This is a genomic window from Oxalobacteraceae bacterium OTU3CINTB1 (assembly GCA_024123955.1).
In the GTDB taxonomy this organism is placed as follows: domain Bacteria; phylum Pseudomonadota; class Gammaproteobacteria; order Burkholderiales; family Burkholderiaceae_D; genus Rugamonas.
The window spans coordinates 4,780,421-4,800,556 of record CP099652.1 but is presented as its reverse complement, the minus strand read 5'-3'; the positions used below and the strand labels follow the sequence as shown (position 1 = coordinate 4,800,556).

20 protein-coding genes and 1 tRNA gene are annotated in these 20,136 nt (G+C 64.6%); 18 read left to right on the top strand and 3 right to left on the bottom strand.

Features of this window, described 5'->3' with window-relative positions; translation table 11 throughout:
- Nucleotides 1–17: 17 nt before the first annotated feature.
- The 10 genes from NHH73_20715 to NHH73_20670 all read left to right on the top strand — a co-directional run bounded on the left by NHH73_20715 (nucleotide 18) and on the right by NHH73_20670 (nucleotide 9,232).
- Nucleotides 18–2,012, top strand: a complete 1,995-nt coding sequence (locus NHH73_20715) for a DUF4962 domain-containing protein (protein USX25015.1) — start codon at nucleotides 18–20, stop codon at nucleotides 2,010–2,012.
- A gap of 12 nt (nucleotides 2,013–2,024) precedes the next feature.
- Nucleotides 2,025–2,969, top strand: a complete 945-nt coding sequence (locus NHH73_20710) for a sugar kinase (GenBank protein USX25014.1) — start codon at nucleotides 2,025–2,027, stop codon at nucleotides 2,967–2,969.
- A 35-nt stretch (nucleotides 2,970–3,004) separates the two neighbouring features.
- Nucleotides 3,005–4,276 carry an MFS transporter gene (locus tag NHH73_20705; protein USX25013.1) on the top strand — a complete coding sequence of 424 codons (1,272 nt, stop codon included), beginning with the start codon at nucleotides 3,005–3,007 and terminating at the stop codon, nucleotides 4,274–4,276.
- Between the two features lie 13 nt (nucleotides 4,277–4,289).
- Entirely contained in the window at nucleotides 4,290–5,048 is a 759-nt protein-coding gene (locus tag NHH73_20700; GenBank protein USX25012.1) for a GDSL-type esterase/lipase family protein, read from the top strand.
- Nucleotides 5,045–5,815, top strand: coding sequence for a polysaccharide lyase family 7 protein (locus tag NHH73_20695; protein ID USX25011.1), 771 nt, complete (start codon nucleotides 5,045–5,047; stop codon nucleotides 5,813–5,815). The genes NHH73_20700 and NHH73_20695 overlap by 4 nt, the downstream gene beginning before the upstream one ends.
- Complete coding sequence (locus tag NHH73_20690) at nucleotides 5,812–6,537, top strand: ribonuclease activity regulator RraA (GenBank protein ID USX25010.1); 726 nt, start codon at nucleotides 5,812–5,814, stop codon at nucleotides 6,535–6,537. Before NHH73_20695 ends, NHH73_20690 begins: the two co-directional genes overlap by 4 nt.
- Before the next feature lie 90 nt (nucleotides 6,538–6,627).
- Nucleotides 6,628–6,990, top strand: coding sequence for a DUF6404 family protein (locus NHH73_20685; protein ID USX25009.1), 363 nt, complete (start codon nucleotides 6,628–6,630; stop codon nucleotides 6,988–6,990).
- Nucleotides 6,990–8,054, top strand: coding sequence for an alpha/beta hydrolase (locus NHH73_20680; GenBank protein USX25008.1), 1,065 nt, complete (start codon nucleotides 6,990–6,992; stop codon nucleotides 8,052–8,054). Before NHH73_20685 ends, NHH73_20680 begins: the two co-directional genes overlap by 1 nt.
- Before the next feature lie 137 nt (nucleotides 8,055–8,191).
- A tRNA-OTHER gene (locus NHH73_20675) sits at nucleotides 8,192–8,281 on the top strand.
- Between the two features lie 24 nt (nucleotides 8,282–8,305).
- A complete protein-coding gene (locus NHH73_20670; GenBank protein ID USX25007.1) occupies nucleotides 8,306–9,232 on the top strand; it encodes a hypothetical protein in 927 nt (308 codons plus the stop codon).
- A 136-nt stretch (nucleotides 9,233–9,368) separates the two neighbouring features.
- Here the strand turns inward: NHH73_20670 and NHH73_20665 are convergent, their stop codons facing one another.
- Nucleotides 9,369–9,797, bottom strand: a complete 429-nt coding sequence (locus NHH73_20665) for a thioredoxin family protein (protein USX25006.1) — start codon at nucleotides 9,795–9,797, stop codon at nucleotides 9,369–9,371.
- Nucleotides 9,798–9,893: 96 nt separating this feature from the next.
- On the opposite strand from NHH73_20665, the gene tsaB reads away from it, so the two are divergent.
- Genes tsaB through NHH73_20645 form a run of 4 tightly spaced genes read left to right on the top strand, consistent with a single transcriptional unit; the run spans nucleotide 9,894 to nucleotide 13,048 of the window.
- On the top strand, nucleotides 9,894–10,607 hold the full coding sequence (tsaB, locus tag NHH73_20660) for a tRNA (adenosine(37)-N6)-threonylcarbamoyltransferase complex dimerization subunit type 1 TsaB (GenBank protein USX25005.1): 714 nt from the start codon (nucleotides 9,894–9,896) through the stop codon (nucleotides 10,605–10,607).
- Nucleotides 10,604–11,074 carry a ribosomal protein S18-alanine N-acetyltransferase gene (rimI, locus tag NHH73_20655; GenBank protein ID USX25004.1) on the top strand — a complete coding sequence of 157 codons (471 nt, stop codon included), beginning with the start codon at nucleotides 10,604–10,606 and terminating at the stop codon, nucleotides 11,072–11,074. The genes tsaB and rimI overlap by 4 nt, the downstream gene beginning before the upstream one ends.
- Nucleotides 11,071–12,075 (top strand): uracil-DNA glycosylase, encoded by a 1,005-nt coding sequence (locus tag NHH73_20650; protein ID USX25003.1) that lies wholly within the window; start codon nucleotides 11,071–11,073, stop codon nucleotides 12,073–12,075. The genes rimI and NHH73_20650 overlap by 4 nt, the downstream gene beginning before the upstream one ends.
- Complete coding sequence (locus NHH73_20645) at nucleotides 12,068–13,048, top strand: DUF1853 family protein (GenBank protein ID USX25002.1); 981 nt, start codon at nucleotides 12,068–12,070, stop codon at nucleotides 13,046–13,048. The genes NHH73_20650 and NHH73_20645 overlap by 8 nt, the downstream gene beginning before the upstream one ends.
- A 9-nt stretch (nucleotides 13,049–13,057) precedes the next feature.
- Here NHH73_20645 and lplT read toward each other — a convergent pair whose 3' ends face one another.
- Nucleotides 13,058–14,320, bottom strand: coding sequence for a lysophospholipid transporter LplT (lplT, locus tag NHH73_20640; protein USX25001.1), 1,263 nt, complete (start codon nucleotides 14,318–14,320; stop codon nucleotides 13,058–13,060).
- Nucleotides 14,321–14,463: 143 nt separating this feature from the next.
- Between lplT and alr the strand changes: the two genes are divergently transcribed.
- The 3 genes from alr to NHH73_20625 all read left to right on the top strand — a co-directional run bounded on the left by alr (nucleotide 14,464) and on the right by NHH73_20625 (nucleotide 17,342).
- Nucleotides 14,464–15,567 carry an alanine racemase gene (alr, locus tag NHH73_20635; GenBank protein ID USX25000.1) on the top strand — a complete coding sequence of 368 codons (1,104 nt, stop codon included), beginning with the start codon at nucleotides 14,464–14,466 and terminating at the stop codon, nucleotides 15,565–15,567.
- A 4-nt stretch (nucleotides 15,568–15,571) separates the two neighbouring features.
- Nucleotides 15,572–16,948, top strand: a complete 1,377-nt coding sequence (radA, locus tag NHH73_20630; protein USX24999.1) for a DNA repair protein RadA — start codon at nucleotides 15,572–15,574, stop codon at nucleotides 16,946–16,948.
- A gap of 73 nt (nucleotides 16,949–17,021) precedes the next feature.
- Nucleotides 17,022–17,342 carry a PilZ domain-containing protein gene (locus NHH73_20625; protein ID USX24998.1) on the top strand — a complete coding sequence of 107 codons (321 nt, stop codon included), beginning with the start codon at nucleotides 17,022–17,024 and terminating at the stop codon, nucleotides 17,340–17,342.
- Here the strand turns inward: NHH73_20625 and NHH73_20620 are convergent.
- The gene (locus NHH73_20620; protein ID USX24997.1) at nucleotides 17,339–18,541 is read right to left on the bottom strand and encodes a citrate synthase; all 1,203 of its coding nucleotides are present in this window, start codon (nucleotides 18,539–18,541) and stop codon (nucleotides 17,339–17,341) included. The genes NHH73_20625 and NHH73_20620 overlap by 4 nt on opposite strands.
- A gap of 132 nt (nucleotides 18,542–18,673) precedes the next feature.
- Between NHH73_20620 and NHH73_20615 the strand changes: the two genes are divergently transcribed.
- Entirely contained in the window at nucleotides 18,674–20,047 is a 1,374-nt protein-coding gene (locus NHH73_20615) for a CoA transferase (protein ID USX29666.1), read from the top strand.
- The last annotated feature ends 89 nt before the right edge of the window (nucleotides 20,048–20,136 follow it).

Genomic DNA, 20,136 nt, shown 5'->3' with positions numbered 1-20,136 from the left:
TCCTTTCGGAGCAATCGATGAACCAAACCCTTTCACGGCGCCGTTTCCTCGGCGCCGCGGCCCTCTCTTTGCCCGCGTTTTCGTTGACGGACGCGCTGGCGCAGGACGCGCTCGAATCGCTGGGCACCATGCAGGGCAAGGCGGGCGCCGGTCCGCATCCGCTGGAAACGCTGATGAAGGCGCATCCGGCGGCGTTGCGCGCCGAACTGCGCGGCGTTCATCCGCGCGTGTACACCACCAAGGCCGGCCTGGACGCGTTGCGCAAGCGCGCGCAAGGCGAGTGGCGCGCCACGTGGCAAAAGGCGCTGGCCGGCCTGACCGCGCTGCGCACCGCGCCGGCCGCCGCGCCCGCGCAAAAGCGCCGCGCGCAGAACAACACCGCCATCGGCATCATCGGCGCGGCGCTGGCCTACCAGATCGAAGGTGACGCCAAATACCTCGAGGCGGCCAAGCGTTACATGGACGCGGCGGTCAGCTATGAGGTGTGGGGCTACACCTACAGCAAGCCGGATATCGATCTCGCCGCCGGCCACCTGCTGTACGGCCTGGGCGCCGGTTACGACTTGCTGTACGACGCGCTGACGGAGGAGGAACGCAAACGCTATCGCGACAAACTCATACGCCAGGCGACGATACTGGCCAAGCACTTCACCCCCAAGCCGGGAAAATCGTATTCATATAGCCAGAATCACTGCTTCATCCCGATCGCCGGGCTGGCGGTGGCCGCCTACGCGGTCTGGGACGATACGCCGGAAGCGGCCAACTGGGCGGCGCTATCGCGCGCCATCTTCAGCCGCGTGCTGGAAGTGGCGTCGCCGGACGGCTATTTCTACGAGGGCGTGGAATACTGGATCTTCTCGATGCCGTGGATTATCCACGCGCTCGACGCCTTCGCCCACGCCGCCGGCGACGACATGTACGACACGCCGGCCCTGAGCAAGGCGTACCTGTACATGGCCCACTCGATCACGCCCAACGGCCAGGACATCTACGACTTCGGCGACGCCTTCGAAGGCGCCATCACCCGCTCGCGCGTAGGCGAGGAGCCGGCCCGCACGCACCCGGGCGGCAAGCTCAATTCCAACTACAACCTGCTGTACCGGCTGGCCGCGCGCTTCAAGAGCCCCGAGGCGCAAGGCGTGGCGGACTGGATGGCCTCGCTGGGCCACGTCTGCGCCGAAGACTTCTGGACCTTGCTGTGGCGCGACCCGGCGCTGAAGTCGGCGCCAATCTCGTCGCTCGCGCCGCATCATCACTTCGACGACCTGGGCACGGTCTACTGGCGCAGCGACTGGACGCCGAAGGCCACCGCCTTCGCCTTCCGCGCCGGACCGCCGGAAGGCCACCACGTCGCCGCCATCCTCGACAAGCTGCCGGACTGGCATCTGGAAATGGGCCACGCGCATCCCGACGCGGGTAGCTTCATCCTGTACGGCGGCGGCACCTACCTGACCGGCCCAATGGGCTACGCGGGCATCCCCAAGAGCGACCTGAGCAACACCTTGCTGATCGACGGCCAGGGCCAGGCCAACGAAGGCGGCGGCCACGACGCCTTCCGGGGCTACCCGTACGCGCGCCTTGACACCATCAGCATCGACAGCGTGAAGCTGGAGAAGGGCCGCGCCGATATCGTCGCCCAGTTGGCGGGCGCCTACCGGCCGGAACTCGGCGTCGAAAAACTGGAGCGCCGCTTCAGCTACATGGGCGGCGTCTGGACCGTGACCGACACGCTGCGCGCCAACAAGCCGGTGGTGCTGACGGCGCTGGTGCACGGCGACCGCGACATCAGCAAGACCGGCGCGCGCAGCTTCGTCGTGGCGGGCAAGCCCAAGTCGCTGAAGGTCGCCGTGGCGACGACCACGGCGCGCGCCGAGATCGCGCCTGGCGTGCTGGTGGCGGCGGGGCCGCCGGGCAATGTCGACAAGGGGCCGAGGGAGGAACGCGGCACGGTGCTGAAGCTGTCGCTGCCGGCCGCCAAAGACGCCACCCTGACCACCACCTTGACGTTCTGAAGAGGCTCACGCATGGGAATCCCTGATGTCGTAACGGTGGGAGAGGCGATGGCTCTGATGATCGCCCGCGAGCCCGGCCCGCTGGAGGCGGTGCGGGAGTTCGAACGCGCCACCGCCGGCGCCGAGTTGAATGTGGCGGTGGGGCTGAGCCGGCTGGGCTTCAAGGTGGGGTATCTGAGCCGGCTTGGGCGGGACAGCCTGGGACGCCACTTGCGCGCGTTCATGGAGGCCGAGGGGCTGGATCTGCGCCACCTGCGCATGGATGAAGACAGCCCGACCGGCTTCATGCTCAAGCAGATGGCGGAGGACGGCGCCGATCCGCAGGTCGAGTACTTCCGGCGCGGGTCGGCCGCCAGCCGCCTGTCGACTTTGGACATGCCGGAGCAGGGCGACGACTTCCAGCAGGCTCGCGTGCTGCACCTTACCGGGATATCGCCGGCGCTGTCGGCCGGCTGCCGCGAGCTGGTGCTGGCCATGGCAAGGCAGGCGAGGGCCGACGGGCGCCTGGTCTGCTTCGATCCCAACCTGCGGCCGCGCCTGTGGCGCTCGCAGGCGGAGATGATCGCCACGGTCAACGCGCTCGCCAGCCAGGCCGACGTGGTGATGCCGGGCCTGGCCGAGGGCCGCCTGCTCACGGGTCGGCAGGACGCCGTCGAAATCGCCGCCTACTACCTGGAACGGGGCGCACGGCAGGTGGTGGTCAAGCTCGGGCCGGAGGGCGCCTACGCCGCCGACGCGAACGGGCGCGCCGACACCGTTCCCGGCTGCCCGGTGCGCACGGTGGTCGATACGGTCGGCGCAGGCGACGGCTTCGCGGTCGGCGTCATCAGCGCACTGCTCGACGGTTTGCCGCTGCACCAGGCGGCCGCCCGCGGCAACGCCATCGGCGCCCGGGTGGTGCAGTTTCGCGGCGACTGTGAAGGCTTGCCGACGCGCGTCCAACTCGCGGCAGCCTGACAGGCGCTGACATAAAAAATAATGGAGACAATCGCATGACAACAATCAAAGGTTTGCGTTGGCTGGTCATTACCCTGGTCGCCATCGCCACCATCATCAACTACATCGACCGCTCGGCGCTGGCGGTGATGTGGCCCGGCATCGCGTCCGAGCTGGGCATGGACAAGCGCGACTACGCCAACATCGTCACGGTGTTCCTGATCGGCTACGCCATCGGCCAGTCGCTGTTCGGTAAACTGTTCGACGCGCTGGGCACCCGGATCGGTTTCCTGCTGTCGATCCTCGTATGGTCCGGCGCGATCGCGCTGCACTTCGTGGCCCGCTCGGCGATGTCGTTCGGCCTGTTCCGCGTGCTGCTGGGAGTGGGCGAGGCGGGCAACTGGCCCGGCGCCACCAAGGCCATCGCCGAATGGTTTCCGGTGCGCGAACGCGCGCTGGGGCAGGGCATCTTCGGCGCCGGCGCCTCGCTGGGATCGGTCATCGCGCCGCCGCTGGTGGCCTTCCTGTACGCTTATGTAGGCTGGAAAACCACCTTTCTGCTGATCGGTTCACTGGGCTTCCTGTGGATCGTACCGTGGCTGATCGTCTACAAGTCCGGTCCCGGCACGCATCCGTGGGTCAGCGCCGAGGAGCGCGAGTACATCCTCACCGGCCAGCGCCCCGGCACAGCGGCCGCGCAGGACGACTATGTGCCGACCCTGCGCCAGCTGCTGCGCCATCGCCAGAGCTGGAGCGTGATCGCCGCGCGCTTTTTCATCGACCCGGTGTGGTGGCTGTTCGTCAGCTGGCTGCCGCTGTACCTGAACGAGCGTTTCCACTTCGACGTCAAGGAAATCGGCATGTTCGCCTGGGTGCCGTATGTGGGCGCGGCGGTCGGCGCCTTGTCCGGCGGCTGGTTCTGCGGCCACCTGCTGACGCGCGGCTGGAGCGTCAACCGCGCGCGCAAGTTCGTCATCGGCCTGGGGCTGGTGATTATGCTGCCGGCGTTGCTGTTCAGCGCCGCCGCCGAGACGCCGCTGCTGGCGGTGCTGTCGATCGGCGTGATCCTGTTCGGCTTCCAGGCCGCCATCACCAACATCCAGACCTTGCCGAGCGATTTTTTCTCGGGCAAAACGGTCGGCTCCCTGGCCGGCCTGAGCGGAACCTCGGCGGTGCTGGGCGTGATCATCTGCATGCAGCTGGTGCCGGTGTTGACCACCGGCGGCGACTACACCCCGTTCTTCATCCTTGGCGCGATGCTGCTGCCGCTGGTTTTCCTCTCGATCTGGCTGGGCGGTCCCGTGGTCCGCGTACAGCCGAAACACTAACCCGGAGACACGCATGAAAAAATCGATTTACATCAGATTGCTGCTGGCCGCACTGTTGACGGTAGGGCAGGTCGGCGCGCACGCCGCCGGCGCCAAGGGCAGCGCCTCGGAAGCCGTTGAGAAACAGGACAATGGCGTGTTCCTCAAGAAGCACGAAGCCATCCTCGCGCGCGGCAAAAGCGGGCCGGTCGGTCTGCTGTTCCTGGGCGACTCCATCACCGAGCGCTGGCGCATTGCGCCGGAAATCTGGGACAAGTATTACGGCGCTTTTCAACCGGCTAACTTCGGCATCGGCGGCGATCGCACGCAGCACGTCATCTGGCGCATCGAGCACGGCGAGCTCGATGGCTCGTCGCCCAAGGTCACCGTGTTGATGATCGGTACCAATAACAGCCTCGATTACACGGCCGAGGAAATCGCCTCCGCCGACCGCAAGATCATCGGCATGATACGCGCCAAGCTGCCAGAAACGAAGATACTGGTGCTGGGTATCTTCCCGCGCGGCCCGCGCGAGCGCGACGGCTCGCCGGTGACTGAAAAGAGCGTTGCCGAGGCGGCCAAGCGGATGCAAACCATCGACGCCGTCAACCGTGATCTGGCCGCGCTGGACGATGGCAAGACGATCCGCTTCCTGAATATTAATTCCGTCTTTACGGACAAGGACGGCCGCATTCCGTCGGCCATCATGCCCGACCAGCTGCACCCCGGACCTGCCGGTTACCAATTGTGGGCCGACGCCATGCAACCTATGCTCAAGGAGATGTTGAAATGATCGCCGCCATCCGATACACCGCAGTAGCCTTGCTCGCAGCCGCGCTGTCGCCGGCCGGCGCGCAAGGGTTCACGCCGCAAGCCGCGTTGCAACGGCTGTTCGCGCTCGAGGGCAATTCGCCTTATGCTGCGCCGTATGCCGGCACGCTGAACTTCAGCGCCCTCAAGTCGAAATACGCCTCGCCCAACGGCCATGGCTATCGCAACGAATTGAAGGTCACCGATCGCGAGCGCCTGAGTTTAGCCGACACGCGCGAACACTTCGCGGCCCGCATCACGGCCACTTTGCCGAACGTCGCCAAGACCATCGTCGCGCAGTACCACGTGGAGGGACTGGACACGATACTGAAGGTCTACGTGCAGGACACCGCCGACAAGCAGGGACTCGATGGCAAGAGCGGCAACGGCGTGTTCGACATCCTGGTGCGCATTCTCGGCGTCGACGGCAAGGAGGCGACGACCGCGCTGGGCACGGTGCGCTCGGGCGAGAGCTTCGACCTCGATATCGTGCTCAATGCCGGCGAGACGCAAGTCATCGCCCGCACGGCCAACAGCGGCACCCTGAAGACCCCGCTCACACGCATCAGGCCCGACACGCGCAAGATCTACTTCAAGTTCGGTGACTATCTGCAGGCGCGCGACCCGGTCACCGGCGAGCACACCAGCAGCCCGGAAAAATGGGACGAATACTACCGCCAGAATCACATCGACAGCAGCCATATCCGCTTCAGCCAAACCATCTTCGAACGCCAGGGAGTGCAGCCATGACCACCACTGTCTCCCCACAAACGCTGGCGACGTTGAAAACCATCGCCACCTCCACCATCACGACGCTGCTGTACAAGCGCGGATTCCGTAACGTGTTCATCCAGGGCGCGCGGCCGTTGAAGCCGGGGCAGCGCCTGGCCGGTCCGGCGTTTACCTTGCGCTACATTCCGGCGCGCGAGGATCTCGATGGACTCGACGCCTTTCTCGACCCGCGCCATCCGCAGCGGGTGGCGGTCGAGGAGATCCCGGCCGGTGCGGTGCTGGTGATGGATTGCCGGGGCGACGTCTCGGTGGCGGCGGCCGGCAGCATTCTGGCCACGCGCATGCAGGTGCGCGGCGTGGCCGGCATCGTCGCCGACGGCGGCCTGCGCGACGCCACCGGCATCGCAAAACTGGAGATTCCGGCCTGGTGCTCGGGGCCGTCGGCGCCGACCAACCTGATCCGGCACCACGCGCTCGACCTGAACGCCCCCATCGGCTGTGGTGGGGTGGCGGTCTACCCTGGCGACATCATGGTCGGCGACGACGACGGCGTGGTGTGCATCCCGTCGCATCTGGCGGAGGAGATTGCGCGCGACGCCGTGCCGATGGAGCGGTACGAGGACTTCGTGCTGGAGCGGGTGCGCGGCGGCGCCTGCATCACCGGGCTGTACCCGCTCACGCAGCCGGAGAACCGCGCGCTGTTCGAGGCATGGCTAGAGCGCCAGAGCGCAGAGGAGTAGGTGTCTGCAATCGGTAGTTGTTACAAAGTGCGTATATTGGGGGCGATCTGATCGGGTATAGTTTTTCATCTGAACAAGATTGCTTTCTAAATGAGCTTTGAATCCCGCCGCGCGAAAGCGCTGGAACTGTTGAAAGCAACCGCTATGTGGCCCAGCAACTACGAGCCGCCGATGTTGCGGGCCTTGTGGAAGCTTGGCTTCAAGATTCCGCCACCGCACTTTGTCCCGTTTTGGAAGACCACCCTGTTCGCTTCCCTTTGGTTCGGCGGCGCCTGGGGTGTCGTCATGTGGCTGACGGTGTGGTCGCGGCAAGGCGTCGCCTTGATCGCCGCGCTGTGTATCTCCGCTGTGGCAGGGCTATGCTTCGGCGTGAGTATCTCGCTCTACTACGCCTATGGCCGGCGCAAGCACGGCTTGCCGGCATGGTCGTTGCTCGATCAAATGGAGAATTGATGCCAGCTCGTTCGACGCTGCTAACGGCCTTACTCTTGCTCGTTCTGGGCCAGACGACTGGACACGCGGCCGCTACCAGCGGCCTTTTTCCTGACAACGTCTGCACAGCAGCCGACAAAGCCGTCGATGAAAAAGGTTTTGTTCGCATTGGCGGCATCGAGCAATGGGTGCGGGTCAAGGGCGCCAGTTGCGCCAAGCCCGTCATCGTGGTCGTCCACGGCGGTCCCGGCAACCCTAACACCCCTTTCGCCGACAACCTCTTCAAAGCCTGGGAAAAAGACTACACCGTGGTCCAATGGGACCAGCGTGGCGCCGGCATGACCTTCGGCCGCAATCCCGTGACGGACGACGAGCCGCTGGTGCCGGAGCGTCTGCGCGACGATGGCGTCGAGGTCGCGCGGTATGCGGCCAAGCGCTTCGGCAAGCAAAAGGTGATCCTGATGGGAGGATCGTGGGGCTCGGTGATCGGGACGTACATGGCCAAGTCCAATCCAGAGGTGTTCTGTGCCTACGTCAGCACCGGACAGTTGGTGAATCGGTCCGGCGAGCGCGCCAGCTACCAAGCTACGCTGGCGCTGGCGCGCGCTGCCAGCGACGCCGACTCGGTGGCCGAGCTGGAAGCGCTGGGTCCGCCGCCATGGACCAATCCCCGCAACCTCGGCATCCTGCGCCGCGTGATGCGCAAGCAGGAAGCGCTGCGCACCGAGCCGGCGCTAAAAGCGTGGTGGGTTTTCTCGCCGGAGTACACGACCGCCAAGGCGGAGGCCGACTACACGGCGGGCGAGGACTACTCCTGGCTGCAATACGTCGGCATGAAGGGCGACGGAATCGCCTCGAAGATCGACCTTTACAAGCTGGGACCGAAATTCGGCGTGCCCTTCTACATGTTGCAGGGCCAGGAGGATCTCCTGACGATGCCGGAGCCGAGCAAGCGCTACTTCGACTTCATCGAGGCGCCGCGCAAGGAGTTCGTCCTGGTGCCGCGCGCGGGACATGATCCGAACCAGCTGATGCTGGATGCGCAGTACAGGGTGCTTAGGGAGCGGCTTGGCGATTGTCTGTGAGGGCGGGTACTTTGGTCTTTTATTTGTACCGGTCTTGACGACTTCAGAATTGGTTTCGTGACTCCAATAGCCGGCCCAACCCGGCTGTCCAATGGCCAGAACTTGGTTCTCATCAGAATATGCGATATAGTGAGAACGACAACGTGGTGAAAGCGGCATCACGCCCGCCGATTAAAGGCCAACCATCTTGAAAGCGGGAATTATGGGTTCGACTCCCAGCGTTGTCACACCTAACAGGCGATCAAAATACAATGTCAGAAAAGAGTAACGCACAAGCGGCCGCGATCGATAGCGCGCAGGTCGCGCAAGAAACGACAAAACCTGCGGTCGCCTTAGGGACGAAAGCTTTAGCAGACTTCTTGCAAGTCGTAGGAAACTGTGTGGCCGACTTAAACACTATCGCAGTAGGATTGGCGGCAATCGGTCAGGACCATGAGAAACCTGAAGGACTGAATGTAAGCTGGGGCCCAAAGGATCCAATGGTTGCAGCTCGCAAGGCCCGCAAGGCAGCGCTACATGGAGCAATGGTCGTAACGGTCGAAGCGCTGGCCCAATATATACGAGCCATTACGAATCTGCCGCGATTTAAGGAACTAACGACGGAATGGAACTTGAGAAAGCCAAAGCCTACTGCGGCAGAAAAATTCTCCGAGCTAGCAACAGTCATGCGTGTACCAATAGATCTGCTGGCAGAGCCGCTGGCAGAACCGTCAGAGTCTGATACCCGTTTCAGAACCTGCTGCGTGATGCTGCTAATCCATTGGCGTAACCGACACGTGCACACCGACTCTAATGCAGAGCTGACGCATCAAGAAAAGCAGCTAGTGCGAACTCGCGAGGAACGTATCCGTATTGCCTACGCAGGATTAGATGTTGACCGGCTGTTTGCGGACTTCCAGATCAACCGCCCAACTTTGAAGGAAGCAACAACGCTAATAGCAATGACTATTCAAGAGGTCCGGGCGATGGATGTGGCTGTGTACGAGTGTCTGAAGTTGGCGGACGTGCAGGCATGGCTAGATCACTACAAGCTCAACGAACGAATCAAAAAAATCCAACGAGAAACTAAACCTGAAAAGCAGCACGACTCAATTCTTCGAATGCTGCAAACTCATGCTCCTTATCTGAAACCATGGTACGAGAAATTCGTTCCTAAAGCAGTTATCAATTTAACTTAGGAAATGTGAACGAAATCGCAACCGCTTGGACACGCAACCGAACCGAATAGCCCCTTTTAACACAAGTGTTATGAAGCGCGAGGTTTGAAAGTATGCTCTGGGAAAAAGCAACCATTGAACCTTCGCGACCAAGGCGCTACCCCAACGCATTCCGCATCAACGTCCTTAAATTACAATCATTCTGCCAGCGCGCCCGCTCTTCGCTGTTGAGCGCCAGCGCCTTCAGTTCCTCGTCGCTCTGCTGGGTCTGCGACAGCACCAGCCGGTGCGCCAGCCCGCCGTCCGGCAGCATGGTGCCGAAGAAAGTGACCAATTCGTGATGCTGAATCAACAGCGTCGGGAAGTTCTCGACGTCCAAGTCGCCCACCACATCCGCGTGGTCCTCGATGTCGATCCAGACGAAGAACTTGTCCGGATGGCGCGCGGCCAGTTCCTCGAACGTGTCGCGGTAGGATTCGCACGTGCCGCACCACGCCGCGCACAGGCACGCGACGATCCAGCGGTCGCCGGACAGGGCGGCGGCGACTTGTTGGCGATTGGCGGAATTTAAGGTCAAACTATGCATAGGATCGTCGAATGACAGCGTTCTCAGCGCCCAAAGGAGACATTCTACATGCCCGCGCGGGGTCGCGCCTGCCACCGGGCCGGGTTAAAATACGGGATGCCTATTATTCTTGCCATTGAAACCTCGTCCGAACTGGCCTCCTGCGCGCTGCTGCGGGGCGAAACCGTGATCAGCCGCGTGTCGTCCGGCGTGCGTACCCATTCCCAATCTATCTTGCCGATGATCCAGGAACTGCTGGCCGAAGCCGGCATCGCGCTGAAGGATTGCGACGCGATCGCCTTCGGCTCCGGTCCCGGCTCGTTCACCGGCGTGCGCACCGCCTGCGGCATCGCCCAGGGGCTCGCTTTCGGCGCCAGCCTGCCGGTGGTGCCGGTCGTGACGCTCGACGCGATGGCGCTCGCCTGCCGCCAGCGCCACGGCGCCGCCGACGTGCTGGCCGTGCTGGACGCGCGCATGGGCGAAGTGTATTGGGCGCAATACCGGTTCGAGGCCGATGCGGCCAATATCGCCGAGCCGGCCGCCGTGCTGCCGCCGGCCTTGTCGGCGCCCGATGGAGTGATCCCGCAGGGCGCCCCGGCCGCTTGCGGCAACGGCTTGTCGGCCTATGCCGAAGCGTTCCCCGCCGGCGGCCACGCCGAGGTGATGCCGCACGCGGAGCAAATCGCGCAATTGGCGAGCATTGCTTTCGCCGCCGGCAAGACGGTGACGGCGGCCGAGGCGCAACCGCTGTATCTGCGTAACAAGATCGCCTACACCCAGGCCGAGCGCCGCGATATGGCGCTCGCCAAGGCGGCGGAAGGCGTGGCATGAAGCCGCTGTGGGATCTGGCGCGCTTGAATTACGAGCCGATGCAGAAGACCGATCTGGCCGAGGTGCTGGCGCTGGAGGAGAGTGTCTATCCACATCCCTGGAGCATGGGCAATTTCGCCGATTCGCTGAGCAGCAATTACGAGGCGTGGGTCTTGCGCGACCAGGCCGGCGTGTTGCTGGGCTACTTCCTGCTGATGGCGATTGTCGACGAGGCGCATTTGCTGAACGTGGCGGTGTCGGCCGAGCGCCAGGGGCAGGGTCTGGGACGCTTGCTGCTGAACCAGGCGGTGGCCTGCGCGCGCGGGCTGGGCATGACGTCGGTGCTGCTGGAGGTGCGGCCATCGAACGAGCGCGCTTTGAAGATTTACGAGCGCTATGGATTTAAACAGATCGGACGGCGCAAGGGATATTACCCGGCGGCCGACCAGCAACGCGAGGACGCCATCGTTATGCGGTTCGGAATATGAGTCAGACAGCTGCCCGCAGCGCGATTTTCCTTGAGGAGATGGGCGTCGGCGCGCATTGGTCTTTGCGCAACCGTCCGACCGCCCCGGCGCCGGTCGATGCCGCCGAGGCGGCCGACGAGCCGTCAGTGGATGCCGAGGCTGAGCAGTCCGCGTTCACGCGGGCGGTGATGCAGGCGGTGATGGAACCTCCGGTGGTCGAACAACCGGTTCGCGCACAGCCAGTCAACGAACAGCCTGTCCGCGTGCAACCGGTCCACGAGCAGCCGGCTCCGGTGCCAGCCCGCGCGCCGATGTCGGAAGCTTCTCCTGCCAGCGCTCCGCGCGCTGCTCCGGTTGCGGCCCCCTCCGCCCAGCGCGACGACATGTCCAGCGACGACTCGACCGCCTGGTTCGACGAGGCGCCGGTGCCAACCCGCGCCGCGCCGGTCAGCGACGAGGCGATCGCCGCGATGGACTGGGCGCAATTGCGCACCGCCGTGGCCACCTGCACCCGCTGCCAGCTGTGCGCGACGCGCCGCAACGCCGTCAACGGCCGTGGCGCGACCGATGCCTCCTGGATCGCGTTGGCCGCCGGCCCGTCGCGCCTGGATGAGAAAGACAACCAGCCCGTCGCGGGCGAGGCCGGCCAACTGCTCGACAACATGCTCAAAGCCATCGCGCTCAAGCCCGATACGGACGTGTATGTGACCAATCTGGTCAAATGTCGCCCGGCCGCCGAGGACGGCGCCGACCGCCCGCCGACCATCGACGAGCTGACCGCCTGTCGTCCCTACCTGCACCGCGAGCTGCAACTGACCGGCGCGAGCATGGCGATGACGTTCGGCCAGCACGCCGCCAAGGGCCTGATGATGGGTCCGGCCGCGCGCGGCAAGGTGATGCGCTACGGCGCCGCCGAGCTGCCGGTGGTGGCGACCTACCATCCGGACGACCTGCTGCGCCGCCCGGAAGACAAGGCCAAGGCCTGGGGCGATTTGTGTCTGGCGAAGGCGGCCCGTGACTAGGCAGCCGCCCACGCCGTCCGACACCGCGCCCGAGAGCTATCAGGCGCGGTTCGAGCGGCGTTGGGGGCACCTGACCCGTCCCCACGTGCGCGCTCTGGCCTGGCTGCTGGACGCGCCCGACTTGCTCGATCCCGCTTCGCCGCACTGGCAGGGCCGCATCGCCAGCGTGGGCGCGATGACGCAGGACACCGCCGATTGGCTGGCCGCGCTGGAGCAGGACCCGATCCCGCTGGATGCGGCGCTTGGCGCCCGGCATTACTCCCGCCTGGGTTTGTACGCGGAAAAGCTGATGGCGTTCTACTTCGCCGAGCACGGCAAGCTGGTCGCGCATGGCTTGCAGGTGCGCGCCAACCGCAACGACACCGTCGGCGAGTTCGATTTCCTGCTGCGCGACGGCGACGACCTGGTCCACCTGGAATTCGCCACCAAGTTCTACCTGCTCGACGCCAACAGCGCCGGCGAAGGCTTCAACGGCTTGGTCGGCCCCAATCTGGCCGATACGCTGGGCGCGAAGATGCGCAAGATTTTTGACAAGCAGCTATCGCTGGCGCGGCATCCGGCCGCGCAGCCGCTGTTGCCGCAACCGGTGGCGCGGGCGCTGGCGCTGGTCAAAGGCTGGCTGTTCTATCCCGGCGACGAGGCCGGGCGCGGCATGGCCGGAATCTCCCAACCCCACTGCAACGGTTTCTGGATGTCGATGGCGCAGGCGCAAAGCTTGCCGGGGGAGCGTTTCATCATCATGCATCGCCTGCTGTGGCTGGCGCCGTTGAAGGCGGCCGACGGCGCGCTGGATCGGAACGGATTGCTGGCCGCGCTCGACGAGCAAATGGCCAAGGTCAGCGCGCCGGTGATGGTGGCGGTGATGCGGGAAGAGGGCGGTTGGCTGGTGGAGGAGCGGCGCGGATTTGTCGTGCCCGACGATTGGCAGGCGCAGGCCGCCCAACGCCGGCAGGATGGCATCCTGCCGGCGTAATTCAAACTATTAATGTTTGGCTTCGCCGATCAGGCTGACCGAATCGAACTCGCGCTGGTTGGCGTGGTGCCTGCGCATGATGAAGAACATGGTGCCGGCCAGGAACAGGCCGAAGATCAGAATGATGATGTTCAGGTTCAGGTGGCCGCGCAGCATCAGCGAGTAGGCCGCCAGCATCACCAGGATCGACAGATTCTCATTGAAGTTCTGCACGGCGATCGAGTGGCCGGCGCTCATCAGCACATGGCCGCGGTGCTGCAGCAGCGCGTTCATCGGCACCAGGAAGAAGCCGCCCAACAAGCCGACCAGCACCAGCAGCGGATACGCCAGCATTACCGAATTGACCAGGGTCATGCCCATGACGATAACACCCATTGCGATGCCGACCGGGATCACCGTCAAAGACTTGCGCAGGGTGATCGAGCGGGCCGAGATGACGGCGCCCGCCGCAACGCCGATCGCGACCACGCCCACCAGACTGGTCGATTGCTCGTAGGTCAGCTTGAGCGTGCGGTTGGCCCACTCCAGCACAATGAACTGCAAGGTCTGCGCGGCGCCCCAGAACAAGGTGGTGACGGCCAGCGAGATCTGGCCCAGCTTGTCTTTCCACAGCAGGTTGTAGCAGTTGGCGAAATCGGTAACCAGTTTGATCGGGTTGCGTTCCTGGTGGCCATAGCGGCAACCGGTGTCGGGGATGCGGGTATTGAATATCGCGGCGATGACATAGATGCCGACCACCACGCACAGCGCCGATTGGGTCGGCGTGGTGATGCCGGTGTCGATCATCGGCATGTCGAAGCCGAGCAGGTAGGACGAAACCCGGTCGCCGACCAGCGCGCCGCCCATGACGGTGCCGAAGATGATCGACATGACGGTCAAACCTTCCACCCAGCCGTTGGCGGCGACGAGTTTCTCGGCCGGCAGCAGTTCGGTCAGGATGCCGTATTTGGCCGGCGAATAGACAGCGGCGCCGAAGCCGACGATGGCGTACGCGAGCAAGGGGTGGACATTGGCGAAAATCAGCATGCAACCGCCAACCTTGATCAGGTTAGAGATGAACATGACTTTGCCTTTTGGCATCGAATCGGCGAAGGCGCCGACAAATGCGGCCAACAGTACGTAAAAGAGCGTAAATGAAAGCTTCAACAGGGGCGTGATCCACCCCGGCGAGTTCATATTGATCAGCAGGTCAATCGCAACAAAGAGCAACGCATTATCCGCCAGCGACGAAAAGAATTGCGCTGCCATGATGGTATAGAAACCACGATTCATTCTGGGATGCCTGAAAGCTTGTATTGGCTTGCTTTATACCACGCTTTGATCGGAACCCCCAAGAATTGAGCAGTGCTACTCCACGCGCTAACTGCGGGCACACGGTAAAATACGGCTCCCGTATTTATAATAAAGATAGCACTATGCCAAGGCCAATTGTCGCGACCATCCACATTGCATCACTGCAGCATAATTTGGCGCGCGCCAAGGCCGGCTCGCCCGGCGCCAAGGTGTGGGGCGTGCTCAAGGCCAATGGCTACGGGCACGGGCTGGAGCGCGCGATGCGCGGCTTCGCCGACGCCGACGGCCTGGCGCTGGTCGAGGTCGACAATGCCGTGCGGCTGCGCGAGATGGGCTGGAAGAAACCGATTCTATTACTAGAGGGTTTCTTCGGTCCCGACGACCTGAACACCATGGCCGGCTACAACCTGGAGGCGGCTGTTCATTGCAACGAGCAGCTCGCGTGGCTGGAGGCGGCCCAGGAGGCGTTGACCGCCCGCGGCATCAAGCTCAATCTGCATCTGAAAATGAATAGCGGCATGAACCGGCTCGGTTTCATGCCCGATGCGTTCGCCGCCGCCCATGCGCGCCTGGTGGCCATTTCCTGCGCCGGCAGCATCACCCTGATGACCCACTTCGCCAACGCCGACGACGCCAAGCATCTGCTGTTGCCGATCGGCGAGCAGATCCGCCGTTTCGAGGCGGCGGCAGCGGGTCTGCCGGGCATGCGCAGCCTGTCGAATTCGGCCGGCGTGCTGCGCTCGGACGAGCTGGTCGATATTCTGCGCAACGACTGGGTGCGTCCCGGCATCATGCTGTACGGCGGCACGCCGGGCGGCAAGTCGGCCGAGGAATACGGCCTGCTGCCGGCCATGACGCTGACGAGCGAGATCATCGGCGTGCAGCAGATCGCCGCCGGCGACGTGGTCGGCTACGGCAGCCGCTTCCAGGCCGAGGGGGCGATGCGCGTCGGCGTGGTCGCGTGCGGCTATGCCGACGGCTATCCGCGCCACGCGCCGGTCGATACGCCGGTGCTGGTCGACGGCGTGCGCACCCGCCTGGTCGGACGCGTGTCGATGGACTTGCTGACGGTCGACCTGACCGATTTGCCCGACGTAAAAATCGGCAGCAAGGTGACGTTGTGGGGCAAGGGGATGCCGATCGACGAGGTCGCCAACGCGGCCGGCACCATCGGCTATGAGCTGATGTGTGCGCTGGGGCAGCGTGTTGCCGTGGTCGAGGACTGAGCGGATGGCCAAGGCGAAAACCAATTACACCTGCACCGAGTGCGGCGCCACCTCCACCAAGTGGACCGGGCAATGTTCCTCGTGCCAGCAGTGGAACACGATGGTGGAAACGCTGATCGAAACCGGCGGCAATAACCGGTATTCGCAGCCACAGCACATGGCGCTCGCGCAGACCGCGCCGGTGCTGTCACTGTCCGACATCGACGCCATCGACGTGCCGCGCTTCGGCACCGGCATCGAGGAGTTCGACCGCGTGCTCGGCGGGGGCCTGGTGGCCGGCGGCGTCGTGCTGATCGGCGGCGATCCCGGCATCGGCAAATCGACCTTGCTGCTGCAGGCGCTGGCCAATCTGTCGCATTTAAAGAAGGTTTTATATGTCAGCGGCGAGGAATCCGGCGCCCAGATCGCGCTGCGCGCCAAGCGCTTGCAGGTCGACGCCCGCGATCTGAAACTCCAGGCGGAGATCCAGCTGGAAAAAATCCTCGGCACGCTGGCCGACCTGAAGCCGGACGTGGCGGTCATCGACTCGATCCAGACCGTTTATTCCGACGCGCTGAGTTCGGCGCCTGGTTCAGTGGCGCAGGTACGCGAATGCGCGGCGCAGCTGACCCGCGTGGCCAAGCAGACCGGCATCACCATCATTCTGGTGGGCCATGTGACGAAGGAGGGCGCGCTGGCCGGTCCGCGCGTGCTCGAGCATATCGTCGATACCGTGCTGTATTTCGAAGGCGACAACCATTCGAGCTTCCGTCTGGTGCGGGCGATCAAGAACCGCTTTGGCGCCGTCAACGAGCTGGGCGTGTTCGCCATGACGGAGAAGGGGCTCAAGGGCGTGTCGAACCCGTCGGCGCTGTTCCTGTCCCAGCATGACAATCAGGTGCCCGGTTCCTGCGTGATGGTGACGCAGGAGGGCACGCGGCCGCTGCTGGTGGAGATCCAGGCGCTGGTCGATGCCAGCCACCTGCCCAACGCGCGCCGTTTGTCTGTCGGCCTGGAGCAGAACCGGCTGGCGATGTTGTTGGCGGTCTTGCATCGCCACGCCGGCATCGCCGCCTTTGACCAGGACGTGTTCATCAACGCCGTCGGCGGCGTCAAGATCACCGAGCCGGCAGCCGACCTGGCGGTGCTGCTGGCAATTAATTCGTCGATGCGCAACAAGCCCTTGCCGCGCGGCTTCGTGGTGTTCGGCGAGGTCGGCCTGGCGGGCGAGATCCGTCCGGCGCCGCGCGGCCAGGAGCGTCTGCGCGAGGCGGCCAAGCTGGGTTTCTCGATGGCGATGATCCCGACCTCCAACGCGCCCAAGCAACCGATCGAGGGCATGACGATTATTGCCGTCGATCGCATCGATGATGCCTTCAATAAGCTGCGCGAAATCCAATAAGGATGTATTGTTATGTGTTGGAATCAGCAATAGTGCTTAACACGTAACATTATGTAACTAAAGGATGGAAAAATTGTTAGTCGATCAACGGTCAGTCGCGCGCAAGATCGTACGCGCCAAAGCAGTCGTGGTGATGGATGGTATGCCGCCTCAGCAGGGACGTACCATCGACTTGTGCGCCACCGGTTTGTCGCTCACGTTCGACCACAAACTGGCGGTCGGGCACATGGGGCAGGTGACGTTTGAGCTTTTCCTGGACGGCAAGGGCCAGCTCGTCAGCTCCCGCGCCAAGGTCACGTATTGCATCTTCAGCGGCGACCATTTCAAGATCGGCTACCAGTTCGTCAATCCGGACGCCGCCACCACCAGCGTCGTGAGCAAGTTCATCCGCTAAGTCGTTCGACTTGGTTCCTCCGACAGGCCCGCTCCGACGTACCGGGCGCGCGGCCTGATCGGCCGGTTTGCTTGCGCCTGCTCCAACGCATGAGCAAGCCAGCCGACACATCTTCCCAACGCAAACAAGACAAACGGCGCCTCGTCCGGCAGGCCGCATGCCGCCGCCAGCGCCGGCAGCGCGAAGTCGACCGTGGGCAGCTCGCCCGCCTGCGCCTCGGCCTCGGCGGCCAGATCCGCGTAGCGTTGCAATTCCGGCAGCATATTCAGCATGGCCCGGGCGCGCGGGTCGCCTTCGGGATAGAGCTGGTGGCCGAAGCCGGGCAGTGGCCGTCCGCTTGCCAGCCATTGCGCGATGGCGTCGTGGGCGCCGGCCTGTGTCGCGAGGGCGAGCAGCCGGGCGAACTGCGCCGGGGCGCCGCCGTGCAACGGACCGCTGAGCGTGGCGAAGCCGGCCAGCACGCCGGCCGCCAGCGAGGCGCCGGTCGAGACTGCGACGCGGGTGGCGAAGGTGGACGCGTTGAGCTCGTGGTCGGCCATCAGCACGAGCGCGCGGCGGATCGGGTCTTCTCGTTGCGGGCAGTGCCAGGCGTGGGCCAGGCGGGCGCTGATGGTCAGGCCGGCAGTGCTGTCCGGTAGCGGGCCGGTGATGGCGGCGGTGAGCGTGGACAGGATGGCGGCCGCGTCGGCATGCAGATCTTCCGGCGATCGTGCCAGCGAGGGTGGGGCGTTGCCGGCAAGCGTGGCCAGGGTGAGCAGGCCGATGGCGAGGGCGCCGGGTTCGGCCGTCGCGTTGGCAGAGGCTCGGCGCGCAGCCATTGTCGCGGCATTGGCGGGCCGGGCGGAATGAATGGTCGATGGCGCGCATTGCCACAGTAAAACGGCGATATCTTCCAGTGTCGCCGAGTTGGCCAGCATGGCGGCGTCCTGTCCCCGATAGAGCAGCTTGCCGTCGGCCGCCGCCGTCGAGATCGATGATGGCAGCACCGGATCGCCCCACTGCATGGCTTGCGCCGAGACTGCGTCGATCTTGCGGCGGCCGTTGGCCCGCCTTGCCATGCGCAGAATGTCATCGCGGTGGTACAGGCTGCGGCGCGGGTCGGCTTCGTCGGCCTTGGCGCGGATTTTGCCGCGGCTGACGTTGGCGTACAGCGTTTGCGGGCGCACGTTCAGGATGTTCAGGGCTTCGGTTGCGGTCATCCAGACCATGGTCGCTTCCTATGTTGACGGTTCAAGTCAAGATTGACGCGTGATGCGTACGGGTTCAAGCTTGCCAGCATATCAAGTTATGGAGCTTTCATGTCTGCTCATATGTTTGCGATTTCTCGGCACATGCTGCAAGCGGCGGCGTCGGCGCTGGCGCTGCCGGACAACGCGCCGGAGGCGCTGCGCTTTGAGGGCGAGGGCGCGCTGCCGTCCTGGTACGCCGTCACCGATCTGGCGGCGGCGTCGGTCGGCGCGGCGGCGCTGGCGCTGCGCGAGGTGATCGGCGCGCTCGGTGGCGACGCGGCGCCGGTGCAGGTGGACCGCCGGCTGGCTTCACTTTGGTTCGGCTGGTCGATCCATCCGATCGGCTGGGAGCGTCCGCCGCTGTGGGACGCGGTGGCCGGCGACTACGCCACCGCCGACGGCTGGATACGCCTGCACACCAATGCCATCCACCACCGCGACGCGGCGCTTGCGGTGCTGGGCTGCGCGGTCGATCGCGACGCCGTGACGCGCGCGGTGGAGGGCTGGCGCGGCGAAGAACTGGAAGCGGCGGTGGTCGGCAACGGCGGTTGCGCGGCGTTGATGCGCTCGGCGGCGGAATGGGCGGCGCATCCGCAGGGCGTCGCCGTCGCCGCCGAGTCGCTGGTTGCGTTCGAAACGCGGCCGCTCGACGGTGTCGCCGCCGTGCATGGCTGGCCCGGCGCCGCCACGCCCTTGCGTCCGCTGGCCGGATTGAAAGTGCTGGACCTGACGCGTGTGCTCGCCGGTCCGGTCGCCACCCGTTTCCTGGCCGGCTATGGCGCCGACGTGCTGCGCATCGATCCGCCCGATTGGAATGAGCCCGGCGTGATTCCCGAGGTGACGCCGGGCAAGCGCTGCGCGCGGCTGGACCTGCGCCAGCCGTCCGACCGCGCCGTCTTCGAGGCCTTGCTGGCCGAGGCCGATGTGCTGGTGCACGGCTATCGTCCGGCCGCGCTGGAGCGGTTGGGTTACGGCGAGCAATTCCGCCGCGCACTCAACCCCCGATTGATCGACGTTTGCCTGGACGCGTACGGCTGGACCGGTCCGCTGGCCGGCCGGCGCGGGTTCGATAGCCTGGTGCAAATGAGCGCGGGCATCGCCGAGCATGGCATGCGGATGCAGGCCGCTGGCAAACCGGTGCCGCTGCCAGTGCAGGCGCTGGACCACGCCACCGGCTACCTGACGGCGGCTGCCGTGCTGCGGGGCTTGCTTTACCGCTTGGCCGACAACCGCGCAATGAGCGCTCGCCTGTCGCTGGCGCGCACCGCCAAATTGCTGACCGATTACGCGAGCGTGGCCGGCGTGCCGCCCTTGGCCGCCGCCGGCCAGGCCGATCTGTCGCCGGACATCGAACAGACGGAGTGGGGCCAGGCGCGACGCTTGTTGCCGCCGGTGGTTATTGCCGGCGCGTCAATGGCGTGGGAGCGGCCGGCGTCCTCGCTCGGTTCGTCGACGCCGGGATTTTTGAATCGTTGAATGTTTCAAACTGTTGCAATATAGATTGGGCGGTAAATCCTGTTCTGTTCGCCCGATCGGTTATGCTGACCATGTTGCATACTATGTAA